This window comes from Corallincola platygyrae, assembly GCF_039544265.1.
GTDB classification, from domain to species: domain Bacteria; phylum Pseudomonadota; class Gammaproteobacteria; order Enterobacterales; family Neiellaceae; genus Corallincola; species Corallincola platygyrae.
This window is the reverse complement of sequence record NZ_BAABLI010000008.1, coordinates 142300-160763: the sequence shown is the minus strand read 5'-3', so window position 1 is coordinate 160763 and position 18464 is coordinate 142300. Positions and strand designations below refer to the sequence as shown.

The 18464-nt window shown below is 49.9% G+C and carries 19 protein-coding genes; 7 read left to right on the top strand and 12 right to left on the bottom strand.

What is annotated here, in order from left to right; all coding sequences use genetic code 11:
* Positions 1 to 58 precede the first annotated feature (58 nt).
* From ABEA14_RS06270 to ABEA14_RS06260, 3 genes are all read right to left on the bottom strand, one after another.
* Positions 59 to 406, bottom strand: a complete 348-nt coding sequence (locus ABEA14_RS06270; RefSeq protein ID WP_345339035.1) for a hypothetical protein — start codon at positions 404 to 406, stop codon at positions 59 to 61.
* A gap of 185 nt (positions 407 to 591) precedes the next feature.
* Positions 592 to 1389, bottom strand: coding sequence for an alpha/beta hydrolase (locus ABEA14_RS06265; protein WP_345339034.1), 798 nt, complete (start codon positions 1387 to 1389; stop codon positions 592 to 594).
* Between the two features lies 1 nt (position 1390).
* A complete protein-coding gene (locus tag ABEA14_RS06260) occupies positions 1391 to 3439 on the bottom strand; it encodes a VIT and vWA domain-containing protein (RefSeq protein WP_345339033.1) in 2049 nt (682 codons plus the stop codon).
* 174 nt (positions 3440 to 3613) lie between these two features.
* Between ABEA14_RS06260 and ABEA14_RS06255 the strand changes: the two genes are divergently transcribed.
* Positions 3614 to 4216 carry a TetR/AcrR family transcriptional regulator gene (locus tag ABEA14_RS06255; RefSeq protein ID WP_345339032.1) on the top strand — a complete coding sequence of 201 codons (603 nt, stop codon included), beginning with the start codon at positions 3614 to 3616 and terminating at the stop codon, positions 4214 to 4216.
* A gap of 58 nt (positions 4217 to 4274) precedes the next feature.
* Here the strand turns inward: ABEA14_RS06255 and ABEA14_RS06250 are convergent, their stop codons facing one another.
* The 3 genes from ABEA14_RS06250 to ABEA14_RS06240 are packed head-to-tail and all read right to left on the bottom strand — an operon-like array spanning position 4275 to position 6086.
* Complete coding sequence (locus tag ABEA14_RS06250; protein ID WP_345339031.1) at positions 4275 to 4871, bottom strand: DUF3833 domain-containing protein; 597 nt, start codon at positions 4869 to 4871, stop codon at positions 4275 to 4277.
* Positions 4872 to 4884: 13 nt separating this feature from the next.
* Complete coding sequence (locus tag ABEA14_RS06245; protein ID WP_345339030.1) at positions 4885 to 5451, bottom strand: chalcone isomerase family protein; 567 nt, start codon at positions 5449 to 5451, stop codon at positions 4885 to 4887.
* A 2-nt stretch (positions 5452 to 5453) separates the two neighbouring features.
* Positions 5454 to 6086, bottom strand: coding sequence for a DUF2878 domain-containing protein (locus tag ABEA14_RS06240; RefSeq protein ID WP_345339029.1), 633 nt, complete (start codon positions 6084 to 6086; stop codon positions 5454 to 5456).
* Positions 6087 to 6234: 148 nt separating this feature from the next.
* Here ABEA14_RS06240 and ABEA14_RS06235 point away from each other — a divergent pair, with 148 nt between their 5' ends.
* Positions 6235 to 6795: a PhnA domain-containing protein gene (locus ABEA14_RS06235; protein ID WP_345339028.1), complete on the top strand. Its 561-nt coding sequence runs from the start codon at positions 6235 to 6237 to the stop codon at positions 6793 to 6795.
* Between the two features lie 82 nt (positions 6796 to 6877).
* Here the strand turns inward: ABEA14_RS06235 and ABEA14_RS06230 are convergent, their stop codons facing one another.
* Complete coding sequence (locus ABEA14_RS06230; protein WP_345339027.1) at positions 6878 to 7672, bottom strand: polysaccharide lyase; 795 nt, start codon at positions 7670 to 7672, stop codon at positions 6878 to 6880.
* A gap of 227 nt (positions 7673 to 7899) precedes the next feature.
* On the opposite strand from ABEA14_RS06230, the gene ABEA14_RS06225 reads away from it, so the two are divergent.
* From ABEA14_RS06225 to ABEA14_RS06215, 3 genes are all read left to right on the top strand, one after another.
* The gene (locus tag ABEA14_RS06225) at positions 7900 to 8091 is read left to right on the top strand and encodes a hypothetical protein (RefSeq protein ID WP_345339026.1); all 192 of its coding nucleotides are present in this window, start codon (positions 7900 to 7902) and stop codon (positions 8089 to 8091) included.
* 257 nt (positions 8092 to 8348) lie between these two features.
* On the top strand, positions 8349 to 9320 hold the full coding sequence (locus ABEA14_RS06220) for an aldo/keto reductase (RefSeq protein WP_345339025.1): 972 nt from the start codon (positions 8349 to 8351) through the stop codon (positions 9318 to 9320).
* 21 nt (positions 9321 to 9341) lie between these two features.
* Positions 9342 to 9734 (top strand): GlcG/HbpS family heme-binding protein, encoded by a 393-nt coding sequence (locus ABEA14_RS06215; protein ID WP_345339024.1) that lies wholly within the window; start codon positions 9342 to 9344, stop codon positions 9732 to 9734.
* Between the two features lie 34 nt (positions 9735 to 9768).
* On the opposite strand, the gene ABEA14_RS06210 is transcribed toward ABEA14_RS06215, so the two are convergent.
* The 3 genes from ABEA14_RS06210 to ABEA14_RS06200 all read right to left on the bottom strand — a co-directional run bounded on the left by ABEA14_RS06210 (position 9769) and on the right by ABEA14_RS06200 (position 12768).
* Positions 9769 to 10542: a hypothetical protein gene (locus ABEA14_RS06210; RefSeq protein ID WP_345339023.1), complete on the bottom strand. Its 774-nt coding sequence runs from the start codon at positions 10540 to 10542 to the stop codon at positions 9769 to 9771.
* 62 nt (positions 10543 to 10604) lie between these two features.
* Complete coding sequence (epmA, locus tag ABEA14_RS06205; RefSeq protein WP_345339022.1) at positions 10605 to 11582, bottom strand: elongation factor P--(R)-beta-lysine ligase; 978 nt, start codon at positions 11580 to 11582, stop codon at positions 10605 to 10607.
* Positions 11583 to 11703: 121 nt separating this feature from the next.
* The gene (locus ABEA14_RS06200; RefSeq protein ID WP_345339021.1) at positions 11704 to 12768 is read right to left on the bottom strand and encodes a TDT family transporter; all 1065 of its coding nucleotides are present in this window, start codon (positions 12766 to 12768) and stop codon (positions 11704 to 11706) included.
* Between the two features lie 93 nt (positions 12769 to 12861).
* Between ABEA14_RS06200 and ABEA14_RS06195 the strand changes: the two genes are divergently transcribed.
* Entirely contained in the window at positions 12862 to 13746 is an 885-nt protein-coding gene (locus ABEA14_RS06195) for a LysR substrate-binding domain-containing protein (RefSeq protein ID WP_345339020.1), read from the top strand.
* Here the strand turns inward: ABEA14_RS06195 and ABEA14_RS06190 are convergent.
* Complete coding sequence (locus ABEA14_RS06190) at positions 13732 to 15186, bottom strand: glycoside hydrolase family 13 protein (RefSeq protein ID WP_345339019.1); 1455 nt, start codon at positions 15184 to 15186, stop codon at positions 13732 to 13734. The two genes, ABEA14_RS06195 and ABEA14_RS06190, sit on opposite strands and share 15 nt — an antisense overlap.
* A 241-nt stretch (positions 15187 to 15427) precedes the next feature.
* On the opposite strand from ABEA14_RS06190, the gene ABEA14_RS06185 reads away from it, so the two are divergent.
* A complete protein-coding gene (locus tag ABEA14_RS06185) occupies positions 15428 to 15796 on the top strand; it encodes a DUF2237 family protein (RefSeq protein WP_345339018.1) in 369 nt (122 codons plus the stop codon).
* A gap of 58 nt (positions 15797 to 15854) precedes the next feature.
* On the opposite strand, the gene ABEA14_RS06180 is transcribed toward ABEA14_RS06185, so the two are convergent.
* A complete protein-coding gene (locus ABEA14_RS06180; protein ID WP_345339017.1) occupies positions 15855 to 18026 on the bottom strand; it encodes a S46 family peptidase in 2172 nt (723 codons plus the stop codon).
* Positions 18027 to 18464: the final 438 nt, after the last annotated feature.

Sequence of the window (18464 nt, the reverse complement as noted above, 5' to 3'; positions counted from 1 at the left end):
ATTGTTAACAGGGACTAGCGTAACACTAATCCCTGTTCTGGCGGATAACTAAGCCAAGTTACAGGCCGTAAACGGTGACGTAAAACTCGTCATCCTCATCTGTAAGCTCGCTGGTGTAGGTAATATCAGCGGTCGTTTCGCCGCCTGGACCCTCAGCAATCAACTCTGCGGCACACTCCTGCATACCGGTTTTCTCATTGAAATCCGTAGTACGGATTGCATCCAACTCAAGATCCACGGTTTCAGCTGCAGTTTTACCGATCTGAGAGACCAACTCATCGACCACAATCTCCAATACTAAATCTTTAGTATCGGAATCATCACAGGAGGGTGCTTCCGGACCACCACAGGCTGTCAAACCACCACTCACCAGCGCCGCGAAAACCAAGGCGAACTTAAACTTCATGTCGCATTTCCTTCTAACTGCTAACAGGAACGGCCCAATTGTCTGATTTGACCGAGAACTTGCGCTCAATGTTGCAGCGAAAGTGGACTGTTACGAAGGACGTATGTCACTAATTCAAACTAACGAAGGCTCTTTAAATCAATGGATTAATGGTTATGGGAGATAAATCACCAATCCCTAATATCTTAACCATTAGACCTCTCAGCTCTGTCTGACGAATGATCAGTGGCCGGGTTCACACTAAAGTGCCCCGTTTGGAGAAAGGCTTCAACCTGCAAAGTCACATCAGGTCGCCACATCAATAGCGGATGAGACGCATCAACGACCAGAAAATCTGACATTCCCTCAACTTGTGCACGTTCTACAGACACTTTTCCGTCATCAGCATCTGGCAACCAAAGTGACAGTATCGGATTGACCGTTTGGTTTCCGGCTATGACACCCAGCTCGAACTCAACGGCCCCCAAACTATTGGGCACAGATGTCGGGATGGTACTTAACTGGTTACCCGCAGGCCCCAATAAATCAGCGACAAACTCCCACTGCTGCAATTGGTCAATAATCTCACTGCCCTGGTTTGGTGGCCCTAACATCACCACGCGCCCCAGCGAACTGATCTCATGATGGGCCAGGTAATGCCGTAGCAAAATTCCTCCCATAGAGTGGGTCACAAAATGCACTCTGTCCGCCCCCAAACCACGACACTGCTGCAAGCCAGCTTCAACGGTGGGTGCCGCCAATTGTTCAATTGGCTTACTCAAAGATGGATAGGAGATATTGGCAACCTGATAGCTTTGGCTTAACTCATAGCTAAGCCACTGCATGGAGCGAGCGGATTTACCCAAGCCGTGAAGCAATACCACACATTCGGAGGGCTGTTTTTCGTTACCTTTGCTTAGAGAGGTGATGCCCTGTGCAAAGGCGGTGACCCCGCCTCCAACCAGGGTCACCAACAGAACAAGATGTAGAATTAAACCAGCCATATCAGCTTCCCTGACTCATACGTCGACGCAGACTATAGAGTTGTCTGAACAAGGCCAACGCTACCAGGCCAACTAACCAGCCCCAACCCATGCTGCCACCACCGCCTCCGCCAAGGCTTGGGCGTGGACGGCTGAACTGCTGATTGGTTTTATCCACCTGACGATTGGTTGGTTGAGCCTGCTTACGCTGCTGACGCGCCTGCTGTTCTTTCTCAATACGGTCGGCGTTAGTCTGATCGATACCGTAATCAGCAAATTTCTCCTGTTCCAACACCAGCATCGACGTGTATTCGGTTACCAAGCCATATTGCTTGGCCAGGTCGATGACGGCATCTTTACGGTCAGCATCTTCGCCAAAGTCTCTTTGCTCGGCCATCAGGTGGTCGATCTGAGCAAAGGCCCATAGGCGTTCTAACTCAGGAAACTCATTGGTCTGCTCAGGCAACTGGAAACGGGTTTGATAGCGAACTTTTTCTCCTCCGCGTCGGCCTGAAATGGTGACCTCCACTTCACCTGCTTTCCAGTAATGACCAAACAGCTGCAGTTGTTGACCACGATAGAGACTACCTATGTTGGCGGGTTGCAGATCCCCCACTTTCACGCCATCAATCTCTACCTCGATATCATGCAGAGCCTGATGGTTCACTTTGCTAGCAGCCAGCGTTAATTGACCCAAGATGTCATCGGCATTAGACACTTCGATAGCAAAGCCATTACTTCGTTTCGCCAATGCATTCAGCAGTGGTCGGTTAGCCTCATTGCCCAGGATCATGGTGAACAAGCGCAGATCTTTATCTTTCACCAGCTCCAGGAATTTACGCTGTTTGGTTTCACCTACATTGGCTACACCATCCGTCACCAACCAGATCCCTGTTGTTCGGTCAGCATCGACCTGTTTCAGTCCCAGCTTCAAACCCGCCATCAAATTAGTACCACCACCGGGCGAGCGTGCCGCCAGATCATTGGCCAGTTGATCCAGATTGGCAGGTGTCGCGGGTACATAGCCGTTAGTAAACTCGGTGGCATTGTTATTAAACAGAACGATACGTACACGGTCATTGGGACCAAATTTTTCGAACCCACGTCGAACGCCTTCAACCAGGGTTTGGAATTTGCCACTCATTGAGCCTGACATATCCAGAATCAGTACCCAGTCTCGCCCCACAGTCAACGGTTTAAGATCATCTGAAGGCGTCAGGGTCAACATAAAAGTACCCTGGCTTTGTGTATCAGGTTTATAGCTGATCAGCTCAACGCTGCCGGGTAGATCCTGCTTAAGTCGCCAATAGAACAGAATGTCCTGATCGATGCGAAACTTGCTCGCACCCGCTTCCAGATCAGACTCGCTTAATGTACTGAACTCAGCCTTCCAATGTTGCGGCCCAATCTGCTGCATATGGAACTGAGGATGCTTAGGAAAACGCAGTGCTTCCACCGGAAATCCACTCTTCAATTCCAGCTCAAAGGAAAACTCGCTATGTACTATCGGGTCCGCCGTCCAGAATGCCTTCTGAGCCTCATCCACACCGCCACTCTCGAGTGGGTAGAGAAATCGGCCAACTCCATGATCAATGGAAACTGGCTGCAAATAAACAAGACGAATTTTCACTTCATTCTGCGCCTTGACTGGAAAAACTCGGATCTCAAAGCGCTGGAAACTCTCCTGCTCCGTCAGGGCAACATGATTACCCTGCTGTTTTTCCTGCTCGTAGATTTGACGCGCTTTTTGTTTCTCAACCACTTCGCCATGAACTGGCTGACCATTTATCCAATAAGTAAATTCACCGACTGATGCGCGACTCGGCACAGGGAAGCTATAAATCGCTTCCAAATCCTGACTATGAGGATTACTAAATACCTGCTCTACCGTCGTGGTGGCAAAACCATCGGCAATGGTGACTTTGACCTTGTGGTCTTTAATGTCGAGCTTGGGCAAAGTGCTGTTGATAGGTGTCATAAGCCCTGCCGCATGAGCCGTTGAAGTCAATCCCGCAATCGCAACCATAAGGGCAGTTGCGGTGTTCCGTATTCGTTTCCAAACCTTGTTCATCTTCGGTTCCTCGAATTAATTGAACAGCGTTCAAAATAAATCCATAAAAAACGCAATCCAACATCAACTCAAATCTGACTTTTTGGTTAAAAGATGATTGAAATTGAACAGCGTTAAATTAAGATAAGCGTATTGCATCACAGTCGTCAAGAAATTATTTAACACCGTTCAATTATGGCTAGAAGAAACGACCACCGCCCAGAAGAGCTAAAAGCCCTGACACTTAAGCTGGTGGATGAATTCCTACAAAACGAACCGGCCCATCAGTTAAGCCTAAGAAAAGCGGCAAAACTCGTGGGGTATTCGGCAGGCACACTAATCAACCTGTTTGGCAGCTATTCCTACCTGCTGTTGGCTGTCAATGGCGAAACCATGGATCGCTTAGCTGATAAGTTGCAACAAGCGATTGAAGCAGCCTCATCACCCAAACAAAAGCTGGTTGCGATGGCCCACGCCTATCAGGTATTTGCACTGACACACCCCCACCATTGGAGGCTTGTCTTTGAGCACAGACTGGCTGAGGGAGAAGCTATTCCAGAGTGGCAGCAGCAGCGAATTGATAGATTACTTTTATTGGTCGCAGGCTGTGTTGCGCCTATCTATCCCGATATTGACGATGACACCTTACAGCTCAGAGTAAGAACGATATGGGCCAGTGTTCACGGTATCGTACAACTGACACTGGAAGATAAGCTTTTCGGCTCACCAGGCGTCGATGGCGGAAAGTTGATTGATGACTTGTTAGAAAATTGCCTTCCGGTTGGCAGCCAAACCTGAAGGTCAGGCTCCCTCGAAACCTAACCAGAAAGGTAATAAGCCACCCAAAGTCCGCCCGTTAGGCATTAGCATCACAAGTAAGACGGTCACCTTTCTCAAAATAAAGTGTGACCTCACCAACCGTGATACCAAATTTAATCAATTCTGATCTGTTAAACAGTTTTTCCTCATCAAATAGATACATCCAGTCGTCGACGTTCAAGTCGTACTCGGTGACGCTACCATCTTCATCTCGGACGGGAACTCTTAACACGTATTTCCAGTGGAATGCGTTGCCGACAGTGCGCCCTGAAGCTTCACCGATAACGTCGCCTGCGGTTCCGGTGTAGTGGACGCTTTCTCCGTTTTGATGTCTGACCAACCGCCAGATACGCTTCTGTTTTTCACCATCATCAAAGAAAAAATCTTCGTCCAGAATGCCGACTAAGTTGCCTTCTTCTTGTTTCCACTGACCATTTAGCTCAACACAAAAGCGGCGGGTAAGTTTGCCGCTATAGTCCTGCAAAATGCCGTAGGCAATCAGGTCTCCGTCAAAATACTCCTCAAGAACCAAGGGCGGCTCTTCTGCCCGATAGTCATCGATATCAGCCGAACAAGCGGTCAAATAAAACAAAATGACTACTAAAGTCAGAAAAATCATTGGCGTATGCTGCATGGCTGTCAGCTCCTTAGTCGCCCTTTCCGGACTTGCCCAACAGCGCCATCCTCAGTTCAGGACGACTAGTATTCGGTGATAACCAGATATCAGTGAAGCTGGTGCCAAAATCGGGGTCAGTAATCTCACCAATCGGTACTTCGTTGTGAGTAAACAAGCTTTTGCCAGCCTCGTCTACGATGATCGCAAGCCTGTCTCCTTCTTTAATGTTTGGCCACATCGCCTGCAAGGTCGCCACCCAGTATGGCTGCTTACCGTTGCGTACTTTGAGATGCCGCCACTCGTCCTCAGTCTTCTCGATCAGATCCTCAGCATCAATATCCATCAGGTATTCGATTTCCAGCTTAATCGGCCTTTGCCCCTGCTGATAGCTGCCGTCAGGTGTGTACAAGCGAGAGCGATATACATTCCAGAACATAACCTTCAGCTTGGCCTCTCCAACCATCTCCAATCCCGGTTCAGGCAGAAGAGTGGTGGTGGTACCTGTTGCTGCCTTCAGTGTGCTAACTGGTAGCAGCAGAGATAGAGTGATGGCGATGGCAAAGAGTCGAGCCGCCACCGATTTGATTAAACCAAACATGCCTACCTCCTTTGCTCCTGTTGGGGCTTTTCCAGGCTGGGCATTTCCTGTCTGGGCTTTTCCTTCCTGGAGCTGGCTCGCTCTTTAACCGCATCTGCCAGGCTAGCCATCAAAGGCAAAGTGATTGCCCAAAGAAAAGCGAGTAACAGGTATGCCTGCCAAAAACTAAGACTTATTTCGACCGCCCCCAGCTTTTGGCCGGCAAAGTAACTCAGCGGTACGACGAAACCTATAAGGGCGGCAAGCCATAGTCGGCGAGCCATAAATCTCAGGCTTCGGTTCAGTGTTGAAACAAACCCGAGCCAAAGTGCGATCAGCCAAACGGGAATAGGTGAGTATTGGCTCATTATGTAAGCGTCACCGAAGTCGAAAAGACCAGCGTAGGTGAGACCCGCATCGAGCAGTACACCAATCGTTGCCAATGCTAACCAAAGTTTGACCTCCGCTACCCAATCTGACGTAAAAAAGAGATGCAGTATCAGCAACCCGGCTGTGACGGGTAGCCAGGCGTCGCCACCAATAACGGCACTGGCCCAAACCAAATCGAACCATATGGCGTTTATCACAATGTTATCCGCCAAAGGCAGGCTTGGCCGGCGAAATTTGGTGGCGATAGTAAGCACTGACTGGCGCATGAGATCTCCTAAGCATCGACATTCATACGAATGCCATCGTAAAAAGATCCCTCAAATTGCGTTTGCGCAAATCGAACGCGACTTTCCAACACCACGGAAGCGATCCTCGGGTGTATACTTGCCCCATTTACAATCTACGAGAATTCCCATGTCTATTTCGAACACGCTGATGACGCGTTGTGAAGGAAAGTGCGAACTGTGTGGTGCCATAGAAGCACTGACGGCACTTGAAGTTGAAGGTGCATCCAATATTGGTGAAGACAGTCAGATCGTTGTTTGCGAAACCTGTCTGCCACAAGTGGAAGGTGGTGACCTGGAAGTTAACCATTGGCATTGCCTCAATGAGAGCATGTGGAGCCAACAGCCTGTCGTTCAAGTAGTGGCATACCGCATGCTGCACCGCTTGAGCAGCGAAGGTTGGGCGCAAGATCTCCTCGACATGATGTACCTCGAAGATGACGTCAAAGCCTGGGCAGATGCAGGGATTGCGGAAGAAGCAGAGAAAACACTGGACGTAAATGGCACCGAGCTGAAAAAGGGCGATAGCGTTACTGTCATCAAAGACTTACCCGTTAAAGGTTCATCTCAGGTAATCAAGCAAGGCACAGTCGTGCGGGGCATCAGCCTGTCTGATGACCCAACACTGATTTCAGGTAAAGCTAATGGCCAATCAATGTATCTGATCGCTGCCTACTGCAGAAAGAAATAGCTGTCATCAAGACTGGTGCAGCTAGGTAATCGGTTTCGTGAGAATATCCTGCGTTGTAAACCTGTCCTAGGAATAACAGCGTTCAATCGCAACTCGGCTTGGTACTTAGACTCTCTATTGTATAGTCGCGGTACCACATTTTCTGGTCTTTTGGAGATTGGCTTCCCCACAAATAGATATTACCGCCCCACAAATCGGTCAGCAGAGGCCCTCGAATCCACCAATCCCACGTATTACGAAACAGCAAGCCAGTTTGATGGAGAACTTCTTCTCCAGCCAGATACAACCATATTTCACCATTGAAATAACCCGGCCGGTTGAGCTTTACAACAACAGAGACTGACACCCACTCACCAAGTGGCAAGTTGACCCCACTGTGAAATACCTTTCCATATTGAGAGCCCGATAGCTCTACCTGTGTGCCTCGATTTAAATGGTAGCTGTATAAGTTAACTGCGCCAGCGTCATTGGTAAGCCTCACACTGAAACCGTCCTGCTGGGATACGGGGCAGCCACCAGCCATACACATGCTGTCAGATCGTCCTCCCCAAAAACCCAAGGGTAGCTTATGACCCGCAACACTGAAGCCAAATTCATGGGGAAGGAAAATCTCAAACGTGATCCTGGCAGCATCCAAGCGCTTGTTGAAGAGGTGCAGCTTTACTTGAGCAATATCATTTGGCCCCTTGACCACTGCCCGTTGAATGGCTTCTGAGCCATCATCTGCAATCCCTATCGACATTGCATCTTCAGCAGCACCCAAAAACTTAAGCTCGTTGTTATCAGGAAGCCAACGGGTCGAACAGGTATAGAGTTCTACGGCTTCGGCTGGCACCGCTGCAATCAGTAGCAAGAAAATAGATGACCTAAGTAACATAAAATAAGCCTCCTTTAGGGAAACACTGGGGAGCAAAATGCGGCCGGGAAACGTTAAGACAACATGCTGTTTATCCGAAGTATATGGCTTGCAGTGTTGTTTAGGGGCGATATGGCGTATTCAAACGATTTTTTTCAGCTATTCGACAGATTGAACCGATTCAATAGCCACACTGTAGAACCTTCTATACTAACATAGATGGCCACCCACCCGATGGAGCTAACCCTATGGATGTTTCAAAGGCAAAGTTGGGCAATTACTGCGCAACTAAAAAGGGCGATGGCCGGATACGCAGTATCGATAGAGAGCACCACCTGCTGCTGTTGAACGATTTCGTTGATGACCACGAGTTTGTGGTGAGATTCGATGAAGTAATCGACGACCCGCAAGTCCACAACAGTGACGACATTTACTATTGATATCGCGTCAGCCGTCCCTCGGGATAATGGACTATCTTCTATGCGAGTGAGCTCGCTAGCACAGCATTTGTGCCCTTCCAAAACTCGAACTAAAGTTCGAGTTTTTCGTTCTTTGGTGCTTGGCAGCTCTCCTGACTAGATTTAGCATGAACCAAATTTGAAGGCTTTTGACACTAAATAATCCGCTACGCGGTTTTGCCACGAGCCTTTCGGGAAGCAAACAAACACAGCTAGGGTCCACTACCCCGGGAGTGATCATGAAAACCTTACCAATTCAAAACCACCTGCCAGAGGTTAGTCGCTTGATATTCGGCTGCATGGGGCTGGGAGGAAGTTGGGATAACCAACCCTATTCTGGCCAGGATCTTGAGCTGGCCCACCGTTCAGTGGATGTTGCTCTAGATTGTGGCATCAACTTTTTTGACCACGCAGATATCTACACCCTTGGCAAAGCGGAACAGGTATTTGGTGAAGTGCTAAAATCTCGCCCTGGATTGCGAGAAAACATCATCCTGCAATCCAAATGCGGTATTCGCTTTGAAGATGACCACGGGCCAAAGCGCTATGACCTGTCCCCAGAGTGGATCACGCAGAGCGTAGATAACATCCTGAGCCGCCTGCAGACTGAATACCTGGATATTATGTTGCTGCACCGTCCTGACCCTTTGATGGAGCCCGGCCTTATCGCAGAAGCATTTGAAAAGCTTCAGCGCAGCGGCAAAGTGCGTCATTTCGGCGTATCGAATATGAACCAGCATCAAATTGAACTGCTGCAATCAGAGATCGAACAGCCTCTGATCGTTAACCAGTTGCCTCTCAGCCTAAGTCAGAATGCGTTTGTTGAAGATGGTGTACTGGTGGGTACCGGCGATAGCGCCAATGTTGGCTACACACCCGGTTTGACAGAATACTGCCAGCGCAACGCTGTACAGCTGCAATCATGGGGCAGTTTGGCGCAGGGTCTGTTCAGCGGTCGCGACGTCAGCGATCAGCCGGGCCATATTCAAGCCACTGCAAACTTGGTGAGAGAGATGGCCCATGGCTATCAAACCAGTGCCGAGGCGATTGTGCTGGCCTGGCTCATGAACCACCCAGCAGCCATTCAACCTGTATTAGGAACCACCCATGAAGGCCGACTGCGCGCATGTGCGATGGCCACAGAGGTGAACCTGAGCCGAGAAGATTGGTACAAGCTTTACGTGTCAGCCCGTGGCAACGAACTGCCTTAATCGAACATTTTGGGAATTATCATGGATATTCAGTTTTCTGACGCTCAAGCACTGGTCAATAAAGCTATTGAACTAGCGCAACAGAAAGGTGTGGCAGTGGCTGCTGCGGTTGTTGACGCCCACGGTGAGCTGGTGACCTTTGCCCGTATGGATGGAGTGGCATTTCACGCCGCACTACTCGCTCAGAACAAAGCCTATACCTCAGCCCGAGATCGCCAACCAACGGCTAACCTGGCTCAGTGGGCTCAGGAAACAGGGAAGGACTTAGGTTACTGGAGCGATCCAAAATTCACCGGCATCGGTGGTGGCGTACCTGTCTACCTTGATGGCCAGGTGGTGGGCGCCATCGGCATCAGCGGTATGAGTGAGCAAGACGATGCCGCACTCGGTCAGGCGGCTATCGACGCACTCTAAACAGCGAGAGTGGGCCTTAAAGGCCCACTCTTTCTTACAAACAAATACCCTGTTCTAAGTTTTGAGTGATAAGTGCACTTAGTTGCACATAAGAGTCTGCGACTGTCTCACGAAGTAGCAAATAGTCATCCTTCATAACCACTTCGATCGCTTGAGCTTGTTCCACACTTTTGTCTAACATTTGCGAAGAAACGAATAAACTTTTGCGGTAAAGGGTCTTATTCTGTTTCAGTTGCCCCACAGACCTAGCGTCGAAAAGATATTCTTCCTTAAAGTTCACTTTTCTAGGATGCAGTGACACTTTGGCATTCAGGTAGATAGCCCTGGAGTTTACCAACTCGTAGTAATACTCAATAAACATGACAACGTTGGCATTGGACGTCTTAAATGCAGCTTCTCTTTCCTCCAATTGAAATGAGGGAAGAGAGACTACTTCATTGACTTCGACCCAATTCGCTCTTTCCAGATTGCTTTTAACTAGGCCCCCCAAAATGTCATTGGCATTACTATCTGCGCTGAATTTAAGCTCCTCTCCGGGGGCTTCGGCAGCTCCAGGGTTATATACAGCTACCGGAATCCCACCTGCAAACATAACATCAACATCAGCCAACCTTTCCATAAAGCTCTTTGGCTTGATACCACGATTTTGAGTCATCTTGTTTTTGGTGCTGTTTTGGTAAACCACTATGTCCAAATTACCCAGTAACGGTTTAACGTCAGGACATAACGACTGAGAATAAGTCGCGTTGTTTGACTCACACCCCGACAGCAGTAGCGCGAGAGAGAAAACAGTAATTCTTATAAACACCAATGGGTTTCCTTACGAACATCTTTTCCTAAGGCGTTTTATCACTGATTAGCAAAACGTTATCAAGCGTTTCTGATGACAAAACCCACAACATCATCAATATTGTCTGACTCTGTCGCCAACATCACCAATCTGTCGATCCCAAGTGCGACCCCGGCACAATCAGGAAATCCGGCCGCAAGGGCATTGATAAGGTGCTCATCGATGGAACGCTGAGGTAAACCCGCTTCGACACGTTTTTGATTGTCGGACTCAAAGCGGCGACGCTGTTCACTGGCATCTGCCAACTCATGAAAGCCATTGGCCAGCTCAATGCCTTTGAAATAGACTTCAAAGCGCTCAGAGACACGGGGATCTTGGGTTGAGATACGAGCCAGAGCCGCTTGGCTGGCCGGAAAGTGGTAGATAAAACAGGGCGCTTGCTGCTGACCAATCACTGGTTCAACACACTCAGCAAACAGCAGTTGCAGAAGGGTATCTTTATCAGTCTCATCAGCTACAACACTCTGCAGTGAAGCAGGCGCCAGCGCACGCAGAGACTCTACCGTTGCCTCAAGCGGATCACAGCCGAATACGGATTTAAACGCCTCACTGTAAGTCAGACGCTCTGCTGGCTGACATCCAAGAACCAGCTGCAATAGCTCGTCCATCTCACCCATCAAATCATGATGGTCAAAACCCAGTCGATACCACTCTAATATGGTGAACTCAGGGTTGTGAAAACGTCCCGCTTCTTCATTACGAAACGCTTTGCAGATCTGATAGATGGAGCCACTGCCCGCACTCAGCAGCCGCTTCATATGAAATTCAGGTGAGGTCATTAAGTAAAGGGGCAGTCCTTGCGCAGCCCCGGGCCCCACAAATCGCGTCTCAAAACTGTGCAGATGCAGATCTGTGGTCGCAGCCTGAGAAAGCAACGGCGTGTCCACTTCCAGTACATCACGATCCTGGAAGAACCGTCTTATCTTACTGATTAACTGGGCGCGCTGTTTAAGCGTCTGGATATTGGCTGTGGGTTGCCACTGAGCGTTACTTTCCACCTTGCTTTGCACCTTGCTGACCCTGGTTGGTAGGCGTGGCAGGGTTATAACAAACTCGCGCCTTCGCCTCCAGTTACATTGCCAAAGAAGCACGCCAGCTTGTAAACAAGCCTGCTCGCTATCAAGCTGCTTTTTTCATAGCCCGCATAAATGCGCAAAGGTAGTGAGCACATACATAACTGACAATGACAAACGCGACAGACAGCTCAAACTTGCCTGCGATAGCAGCCACATCGGCCAACATGCTCATCTGCTGTGCCACAGCCCACTCTGATAATAACAGCTGTGCCGTTGCACCAATGACTAATGGAAACGTCATGGCGGCGTAACCCGGGCTGAACGATAGACGAAGCAGCTTAAGCAACGCCAGGTAAACCAACCCCGTCATCAACAGCGCCAGCGGAGCCAATAGCAAAACCAAAACTGGCTCAGGTTGAGCGAAAGCGCTCAGGTAACCCGCCAATAACAAGCTGGGTGGCGCGCCCATAATCGCCAGGGTGCAGAGAGCACTCTCAGGAATTTTTTCTGCAAACAACAATCGGTACATAACAACTGGGAGTTGAATGGCGTAGAACAGCAAACCAAACCAGAACAGTGGCTGCGTCAATAACTCAAGCCCAAATGCTGGTGCGGTCACGCAGGCCGCAACAATGCCTATGGGAGGGACAAACCAGCTTGGCACGACCTTATTAAGCGTGAATCCACGACTTTGTTTACTGGCAAACCCCAGCAATAACAAAAGATGCAGGGCAACAGCCGCCACCCAAACGGTCTCCGCCACCATCTGCAGCGCAACAAACTCTGACTTTACCAGCCAACTTGTGGCCACCATCAGTGCCATGCTGGTGGTCGGCAGCACACTGCCAACAACCGGATGGGCCAGCTCGCTTTTAAGAAGGCGGCTATGAACCAAGTACTTAACGACAACCGGCACCAGCCAGACAGTCGCCATGGTAAGAAACACGCCTGCCAAGAACTCCAATGCGCCAGCGTAACTCGCATTCAGCCCTGCAAATAGCACCAGTGCCGAGGCCAGACTAAAACAGGCCAGAGCCAGACCACCGGTGGGAGCAGGTACATTTGCCAGCGTTTGCCAACCGGACCACTTGCGAATGCCATTGCGACTTGTTGCAGACGCGCCAGTCAGCAGTTTTTCACTGAGTGTGGTTGGGTTGTTGGCTTTCATCTGGGCACTCTCCATTGGGTACGGCAGGAGTGTACAAAACCAACCAATAAACTAAAATCGATTAATATTTATGTATTGATAGATTTTGCTTGTATGAAATATACCCTGCGCCAACTCCAGGTCTTTGTCGCCATCGCCGAACATGGCACCGTCAGGTCAGCGGCTGACAACTGTTTTATCACTCAGGCTGCCGCAAGCGCCGCCCTAAAGGAATTGGAGCAACATCTGAATGGTGCTCTTTTTGACCGACTGGGAAAACGGCTGCAATTAAATGCCAAGGGGGAATGGTTGGTGCCTAAAGCCCATCATCTGTTGCAGGAAGCAGAAGCGCTCGCTTCCGGTGTCGAACAGTTGGACGAAATGACAGGTGTTCTCTCCATCGGTGCCAGTCAGACCATCGCTGAGCATTGTTTGCCTGACATCATTCGGCACTACCATCAAAACTACCCAAACGTCACCTTAAAGGTGGAAGTCACGAACAGCCGTGAAGTGATGCAACAGGTTGAGGACGGCAAGCTTAATTTGGGTTTAATCGAATCAGAATGCAGCGATAGCAAACTCAACCCAACCCCTTGGCGCGAAGATCATCTGGAAGTCGTCACCTGCGCCGAGCATCCCCTGGCTAAAGCGCAGCGCCCCGCCACGCTCGGTCAGCTAGCCGGTGCACAATGGTTGCTGCGAGAAAAAGGATCGGGCACCCGCGCTATCTTCGAGCAGGCGCTAGCCAAGTATGAGCTGAGCCCAAACGTCGCCATGACCATTAACCACCCGAAATCCTTGTTCGGACTGCTCCAAAGTGGTCGCTACCTAAGCTGCGTCTCTCGAACCTGGATAGATTCGATGGCACAGCCGGTGCCTTTGACTGTGATTACTCCCAAAGAGCTTAGTCTTAGCCGACATTTCTATCATGTCAGCCTGAGTAGCAACCAACACCTGCCACGCGTTCAGGCGTTCATAGAGTTGTTAATGCTCAAGTAGGAGCACCGCCCCTTGTTGTGGTGGAATGGCAAGGCGACGCTGATTACCAATAGCACCTGATTGATGGGTTGCCGGCCACTCCTGAATATAATTTTGAAACTCCGAGGCGGGAAGATTCAAAGACTGCAATGATTTGGTCCGATTAACCACGATCAATGCTTTCTGCTTACCTTTCTCCCGCATAAACAGCAGTAATTCAGGATTATCACAGTCGATAAATCGCACTTCACCGGTACGCAAAACTGGGTGATCGTGGCGCAGCTGGATCAGCTCCTGGTAGGTGGACAGCAGTTCTTGATCCTGCAGTCCCGGTTCATGCCAAGGATAAGCTTCGCGACAGAAGGGGTCATCTGCACCTGACATACCCACTTCATCCCCGTAATAGATACAAGGGGCACCCGGTAGGGTCATTTGCAGCAAGGCGCACAAGGCCAAGGCTGATTTATCTTCGCCCATGATCCAAAGCGCGCGGGCCGTATCATGGCTATCAAGTAAGTTGAGCTGAGCGTGGTTCACCTCAGTGGAATACCAGCCTAACATGCGCTCTACCACCTGCTTGTACTCATGAACGCTTAGCGGAGTGAGCGGCATATGTTCCTTAATGTAATCCCGGCGCAATGTCGCAGCGCCAACAAAACTCATGGCCGACCAGGCAAAGGTATAATTCATGGTCGCATCGAAGCGGTCGCCTTTAAGCCAATCCGCTGCGTGCCCCCATATCTCGCCACAGATATAGGCATCCGGATTGATCGCTTTAACCTCACGGCGAAAGGCTTGCCAGAACGCCTCATCATCGATCTCTTCCGGCACATCCAAACGCCAGCCATCAATGCCAAACTCCAACCAGAAGCGGGCGACTTCCAGCAGATAATCTCTGACGCCAGGATTTTTGATATTGAACTTAGGCAGCGCCGGAAGATTCCACCACGCCTCGTAGTTGGAAGGATTTTGCTCGTCGCTATGATAGGCTCGCAATGGCCAATCTTTAATTAAAAACCAGTCCAGATAGGGGGAGTCAGTGCCATTTTCGAGGATATGATGAAACGCCCAGAAGCCGCGGCTGGCATGGTTAAACACACCATCCAAAACGACTTTGATACCGCGATGATGCGCCTGGTCAATCAGCTCTCTCAAGGCGGCATTGCCACCCAGAAGGGGATCAACTTCCAGATAATCGTAAGTGTGGTATCTGTGATTAGAAGCAGAGCTAAAGATGGGGTTGAGATAGAGGGCGTTGATTCCCAATCGTTTCAAATAATCCAGTTTATCGACAATGCCATAGAGGTCACCCCCCTGATAGCCCTGTTCCGCTGGATCCGTGCCCCAGGCTTTAAACTCTAAACCCCTGGCATGTTGTATCCTGGCGCTGCGCGCAAAACGATCAGGGTAGATCTGGTAGAAAACCGCATGCTTTACCCAGTCTGGCGTCTTTACCTGCATCCTCAGCGCTCCTTGGCTAACTCGAATGATCCACTGAAACACCATCAGGCCAGATTTGACTACTCATATCTCCAGCCTGACTCACGAAATAGAGAACTCTATGTTTTAGCGTGTAAAAATTTTTATTAGTTTTAAGTACCGAGATTTATAAACAGTTTAGTTTTTCACCACCAAACACACCCATGAAATACACCAAATATCTACTATGGTGAATAGCAAACCACTGACCCGCTAGTTCGATATGGAACAGAATGAGAAAAGTTTGCTGGGCAAGCCACTAATCCCCTGTAGCACAGCACCCATGACGGGATTTTTCCGCGATGGTTGTTGTCGCCACAGTGATCATGATCCCGGCAGCCATACGGTTTGCGCCATGGTGACCGAGGAGTTTTTGGCTTTCAGTGCCGAACGCGGCAATGACCTAAGCACACCCAGGCCAGAATTTGATTTTCCTGGCCTTAAGCCGGGTGACAGATGGTGTTTATGCGCGCCGCGCTGGTTAAAGGCCCACAAGGCAGGCGTTGCGCCGCCGGTCATATTGGCCGCGACATCAGAAGCAGCGCTGGAGATCATCGACCGGGAGCTATTGATGGCCTTCGGTATTAACTAGCTTTCAAACACAAAAAAGGCCTCATATGAGGCCTTTTCAGAGAGGTAGAAGAATGCGATTACTCTACGATTTCCATCTCTTCAAGCAGGTTATCTGCACCATCCACATGTTTCATCACCCACAGCATATAGCGCGTATCAACATGGATTGAACGGTTCAGATCTTTATTGAAGTCCCAGTCACCAATGATGCTCTCGTAAACACCATCGAATAACAGGCCTACCAGCTCGGCACGGGCGTTAATGGTTGGAGAGCCAGAGTTACCACCCGTTGTATCCACTGTCGACAGGAAATTCACTGGCACTGAGCCCAGAGATGGCAACAGGTAGTCACCGTACTGTTTCTGTTTGATCAGCTCCAGTTGCTTGGCTGGGGCATTGAACGGCTCTTCGCCTGTGTCTTTACCCACAATACCTTCCAGCTTGGTAAACGGCAGGTTCACCAGACCATCTTTTGGCGAGTTGCCTTTAACCTGACCATGGCTCACTCGCAGAGTGCTGTTGGCATCAGCGTAGATAGGCTGGCCTTTACTCTTGGCATAGGCGATCAATGCCGCCATGTACTGTGGACGCCACTGCTGGAATTCACCCGTTAGAGCTTTGTCGGCTTTTTCCAGGCGCATGCGATCATTGTATGTAGCGCGGGCAAACTTAATGAACGGGTCTTTTACCTCATCCAGCGTCGCAACGTCTGCTTCCATCCAACGCTCACGAGTCTTGGCATCGCCGATACGGGTTTTCTCGTATAGGTTGTCCAGGTGTGCATTCAACACTGAAGCCTTCACTTTAGAGGTGATACCAAAGAAGGTATCAATGCTGGGCACACGCAGCTCTTTTGGCAGCTCGGCGTACTCCATCAGCAGGAAGCTGAGGATCGCTTTATCCACATCAGGTGAGTAACGACGGTCCATACGAGCCAGTGACTCTTTAAAGCGTGTCATGTCACGCTCTTGATAACCCGGTTCACGGTCAGCATCAGGCTTTTGTTTTTCATGGGCAAGGCGATACAGCTTCTTCGCCATTTGCGGCGCCTGCGCGTAGTACATGTAGTAGAAGATCAGATCACGTGCTTGAGTACTCTGCGATTGGTCTACCAGCTCGCCCAGCGCTTTAACCGCCTGCCCGTACTCTTTCTGGCGCTGACTGTCAGCTTTGATCCAAGCATTCAGGTCACTTTCCAGCTGCTGCTTACGCTGCAGGAAGTCTGAATGGTGATAGCTCTCTACCATCGACTTAAAGTTCTTGGCGTAGTTAGCCAAACTGGCCAAGGTAGACTCGTACTTAATACGTGCGTCAGAGCCTTCAGCAGCAGTTTCCTTGATCAGGTCGATCAGGGCTTCACGCATGATACGGCCCTTTGGGTAGGCCCACTCAAACTGGTTCTGAACTTCATCCGCGGTGCGGTAGCGGTTGGTACGGCCGGGATAACCCGCAACCATCACCAGGTCGCCCTCTTCCACACCTTTGGCTGACACTTTCAGGAAGCTTTTTGGTTCGTAAGGTACATTGTCCTTACTGAAATCTGCCGGTTTACCATCTGGGCCTACGTAGGCGCGATAGAAAGAGTAGTCACCAGTATGACGCGGCCACATCCAGTTATCGATGTCACCGCCGTACTTACCCACACTCATGGCTGGCGCATGTACCAGGCGCACGTCGCGGATTTCCATTTTCTTGATCAAGAAGTACTCAAGGCCATGGTGAAAGCTGGGCACATCACAACGATAGCCAGCTGACTGCTCACACTCAGCAACCAGCGCTTTGCGCTTTGCTTCGATGGCCTGATAGCGCTGTTCGCCGTTCATTTTGTCAGTTACGGCACCCAACACTTTGTCAGTCACATTGGTCACTGATTCGGTAACAAATACTCGAGAGCCCGGTGCGGCAGGTAGTTCTTTATCGAAACTCTTGGCCAGAAAGCCATCTTCCAGATAGTTCTGCTCTGGAGTCGAGTTAAACTGAATGCTGCCATAAGCACAGTGGTGGTTAGTCACCACCAAGCCTTTAGGCGATACAAATGACGCAGTACAGCCACCCAGGCTGATCACTGCATTCATTGGAAATTCAGTCAGACTGCTAAGCTTTTCAGGCGCAATCTCAAGACCGCGAGCTTTCAGTGTGTCGGCGAGTTGAGGTAGCTGGTGGGGCTGCCACATCCCTTCATCGGCAAATGACGCGCTGGCAGTCACAGCTAACGCAGCGCCTACCAGTGTTCTGGTGAGTTTTCTCATGGATCTCTTCCTGGAGGAATTCTGGTATGTCAGGTGCTTTGGCACCTATTTTTTAGTCCGATGCAGTTTCGTCTTCTTGGGCGCTTGAATCAAGTCAGAAGCCCAGCTTCGCGATTATTGCCGCATTCTTTTGATTAAAATCATGCGAATGATAATGATTTCTATTTACAAAAAGAAAAACAGTGGCTATCTTGTATCTCAAGTGAGGCGAGCGATGGGTAGTCAGCTTGTTTTGCGAAGTTAACCAAATCGTATGCTACGCGGCTTGGTTAACCGGTAGGGTTGGTTCACTCCCACGAATCGGCACTGCCACAGAGGTTTGTTGTTGCGCTTTGGAGCATTTAGCGCATCGATAAACCTCGCCTCCATCAGGCGGGTAGGTCGTCTGAATGGTTAACGGGAATCTTTCTTTGGGGCGGCCAATGGCCGCCCATTTTT

Bases quoted from the DNA above. Each gene is read 5' to 3' on its own strand.
- ABEA14_RS06200 (WP_345339021.1), bottom strand. From the start codon at position 12,768: ATGAAAGCCAACAACCCAACCACACTCAGTGAAAAACTGCTGACTGGC.
- ABEA14_RS06215 (WP_345339024.1), top strand. From the start codon at position 9,342: ATGGATATTCAGTTTTCTGACGCTCAAGCACTGGTCAATAAAGCTATT.
- ABEA14_RS06220 (WP_345339025.1), top strand. From the start codon at position 8,349: ATGAAAACCTTACCAATTCAAAACCACCTGCCAGAGGTTAGTCGCTTG.
- ABEA14_RS06270 (WP_345339035.1), bottom strand. From the start codon at position 406: ATGAAGTTTAAGTTCGCCTTGGTTTTCGCGGCGCTGGTGAGTGGTGGT.
- ABEA14_RS06230 (WP_345339027.1), bottom strand. From the start codon at position 7,672: ATGTTACTTAGGTCATCTATTTTCTTGCTACTGATTGCAGCGGTGCCA.
- ABEA14_RS06185 (WP_345339018.1), top strand. From the start codon at position 15,428: ATGGAACAGAATGAGAAAAGTTTGCTGGGCAAGCCACTAATCCCCTGT.
- ABEA14_RS06255 (WP_345339032.1), top strand. From the start codon at position 3,614: ATGGCTAGAAGAAACGACCACCGCCCAGAAGAGCTAAAAGCCCTGACA.
- ABEA14_RS06235 (WP_345339028.1), top strand. From the start codon at position 6,235: ATGTCTATTTCGAACACGCTGATGACGCGTTGTGAAGGAAAGTGCGAA.
- ABEA14_RS06265 (WP_345339034.1), bottom strand. From the start codon at position 1,389: ATGGCTGGTTTAATTCTACATCTTGTTCTGTTGGTGACCCTGGTTGGA.
- ABEA14_RS06190 (WP_345339019.1), bottom strand. From the start codon at position 15,186: ATGCAGGTAAAGACGCCAGACTGGGTAAAGCATGCGGTTTTCTACCAG.
- ABEA14_RS06225 (WP_345339026.1), top strand. From the start codon at position 7,900: ATGGATGTTTCAAAGGCAAAGTTGGGCAATTACTGCGCAACTAAAAAG.
- ABEA14_RS06195 (WP_345339020.1), top strand. From the start codon at position 12,862: ATGAAATATACCCTGCGCCAACTCCAGGTCTTTGTCGCCATCGCCGAA.
- ABEA14_RS06240 (WP_345339029.1), bottom strand. From the start codon at position 6,086: ATGCGCCAGTCAGTGCTTACTATCGCCACCAAATTTCGCCGGCCAAGC.
- ABEA14_RS06180 (WP_345339017.1), bottom strand. From the start codon at position 18,026: ATGAGAAAACTCACCAGAACACTGGTAGGCGCTGCGTTAGCTGTGACT.
- ABEA14_RS06260 (WP_345339033.1), bottom strand. From the start codon at position 3,439: ATGAACAAGGTTTGGAAACGAATACGGAACACCGCAACTGCCCTTATG.
- ABEA14_RS06245 (WP_345339030.1), bottom strand. From the start codon at position 5,451: ATGTTTGGTTTAATCAAATCGGTGGCGGCTCGACTCTTTGCCATCGCC.
- ABEA14_RS06250 (WP_345339031.1), bottom strand. From the start codon at position 4,871: ATGCAGCATACGCCAATGATTTTTCTGACTTTAGTAGTCATTTTGTTT.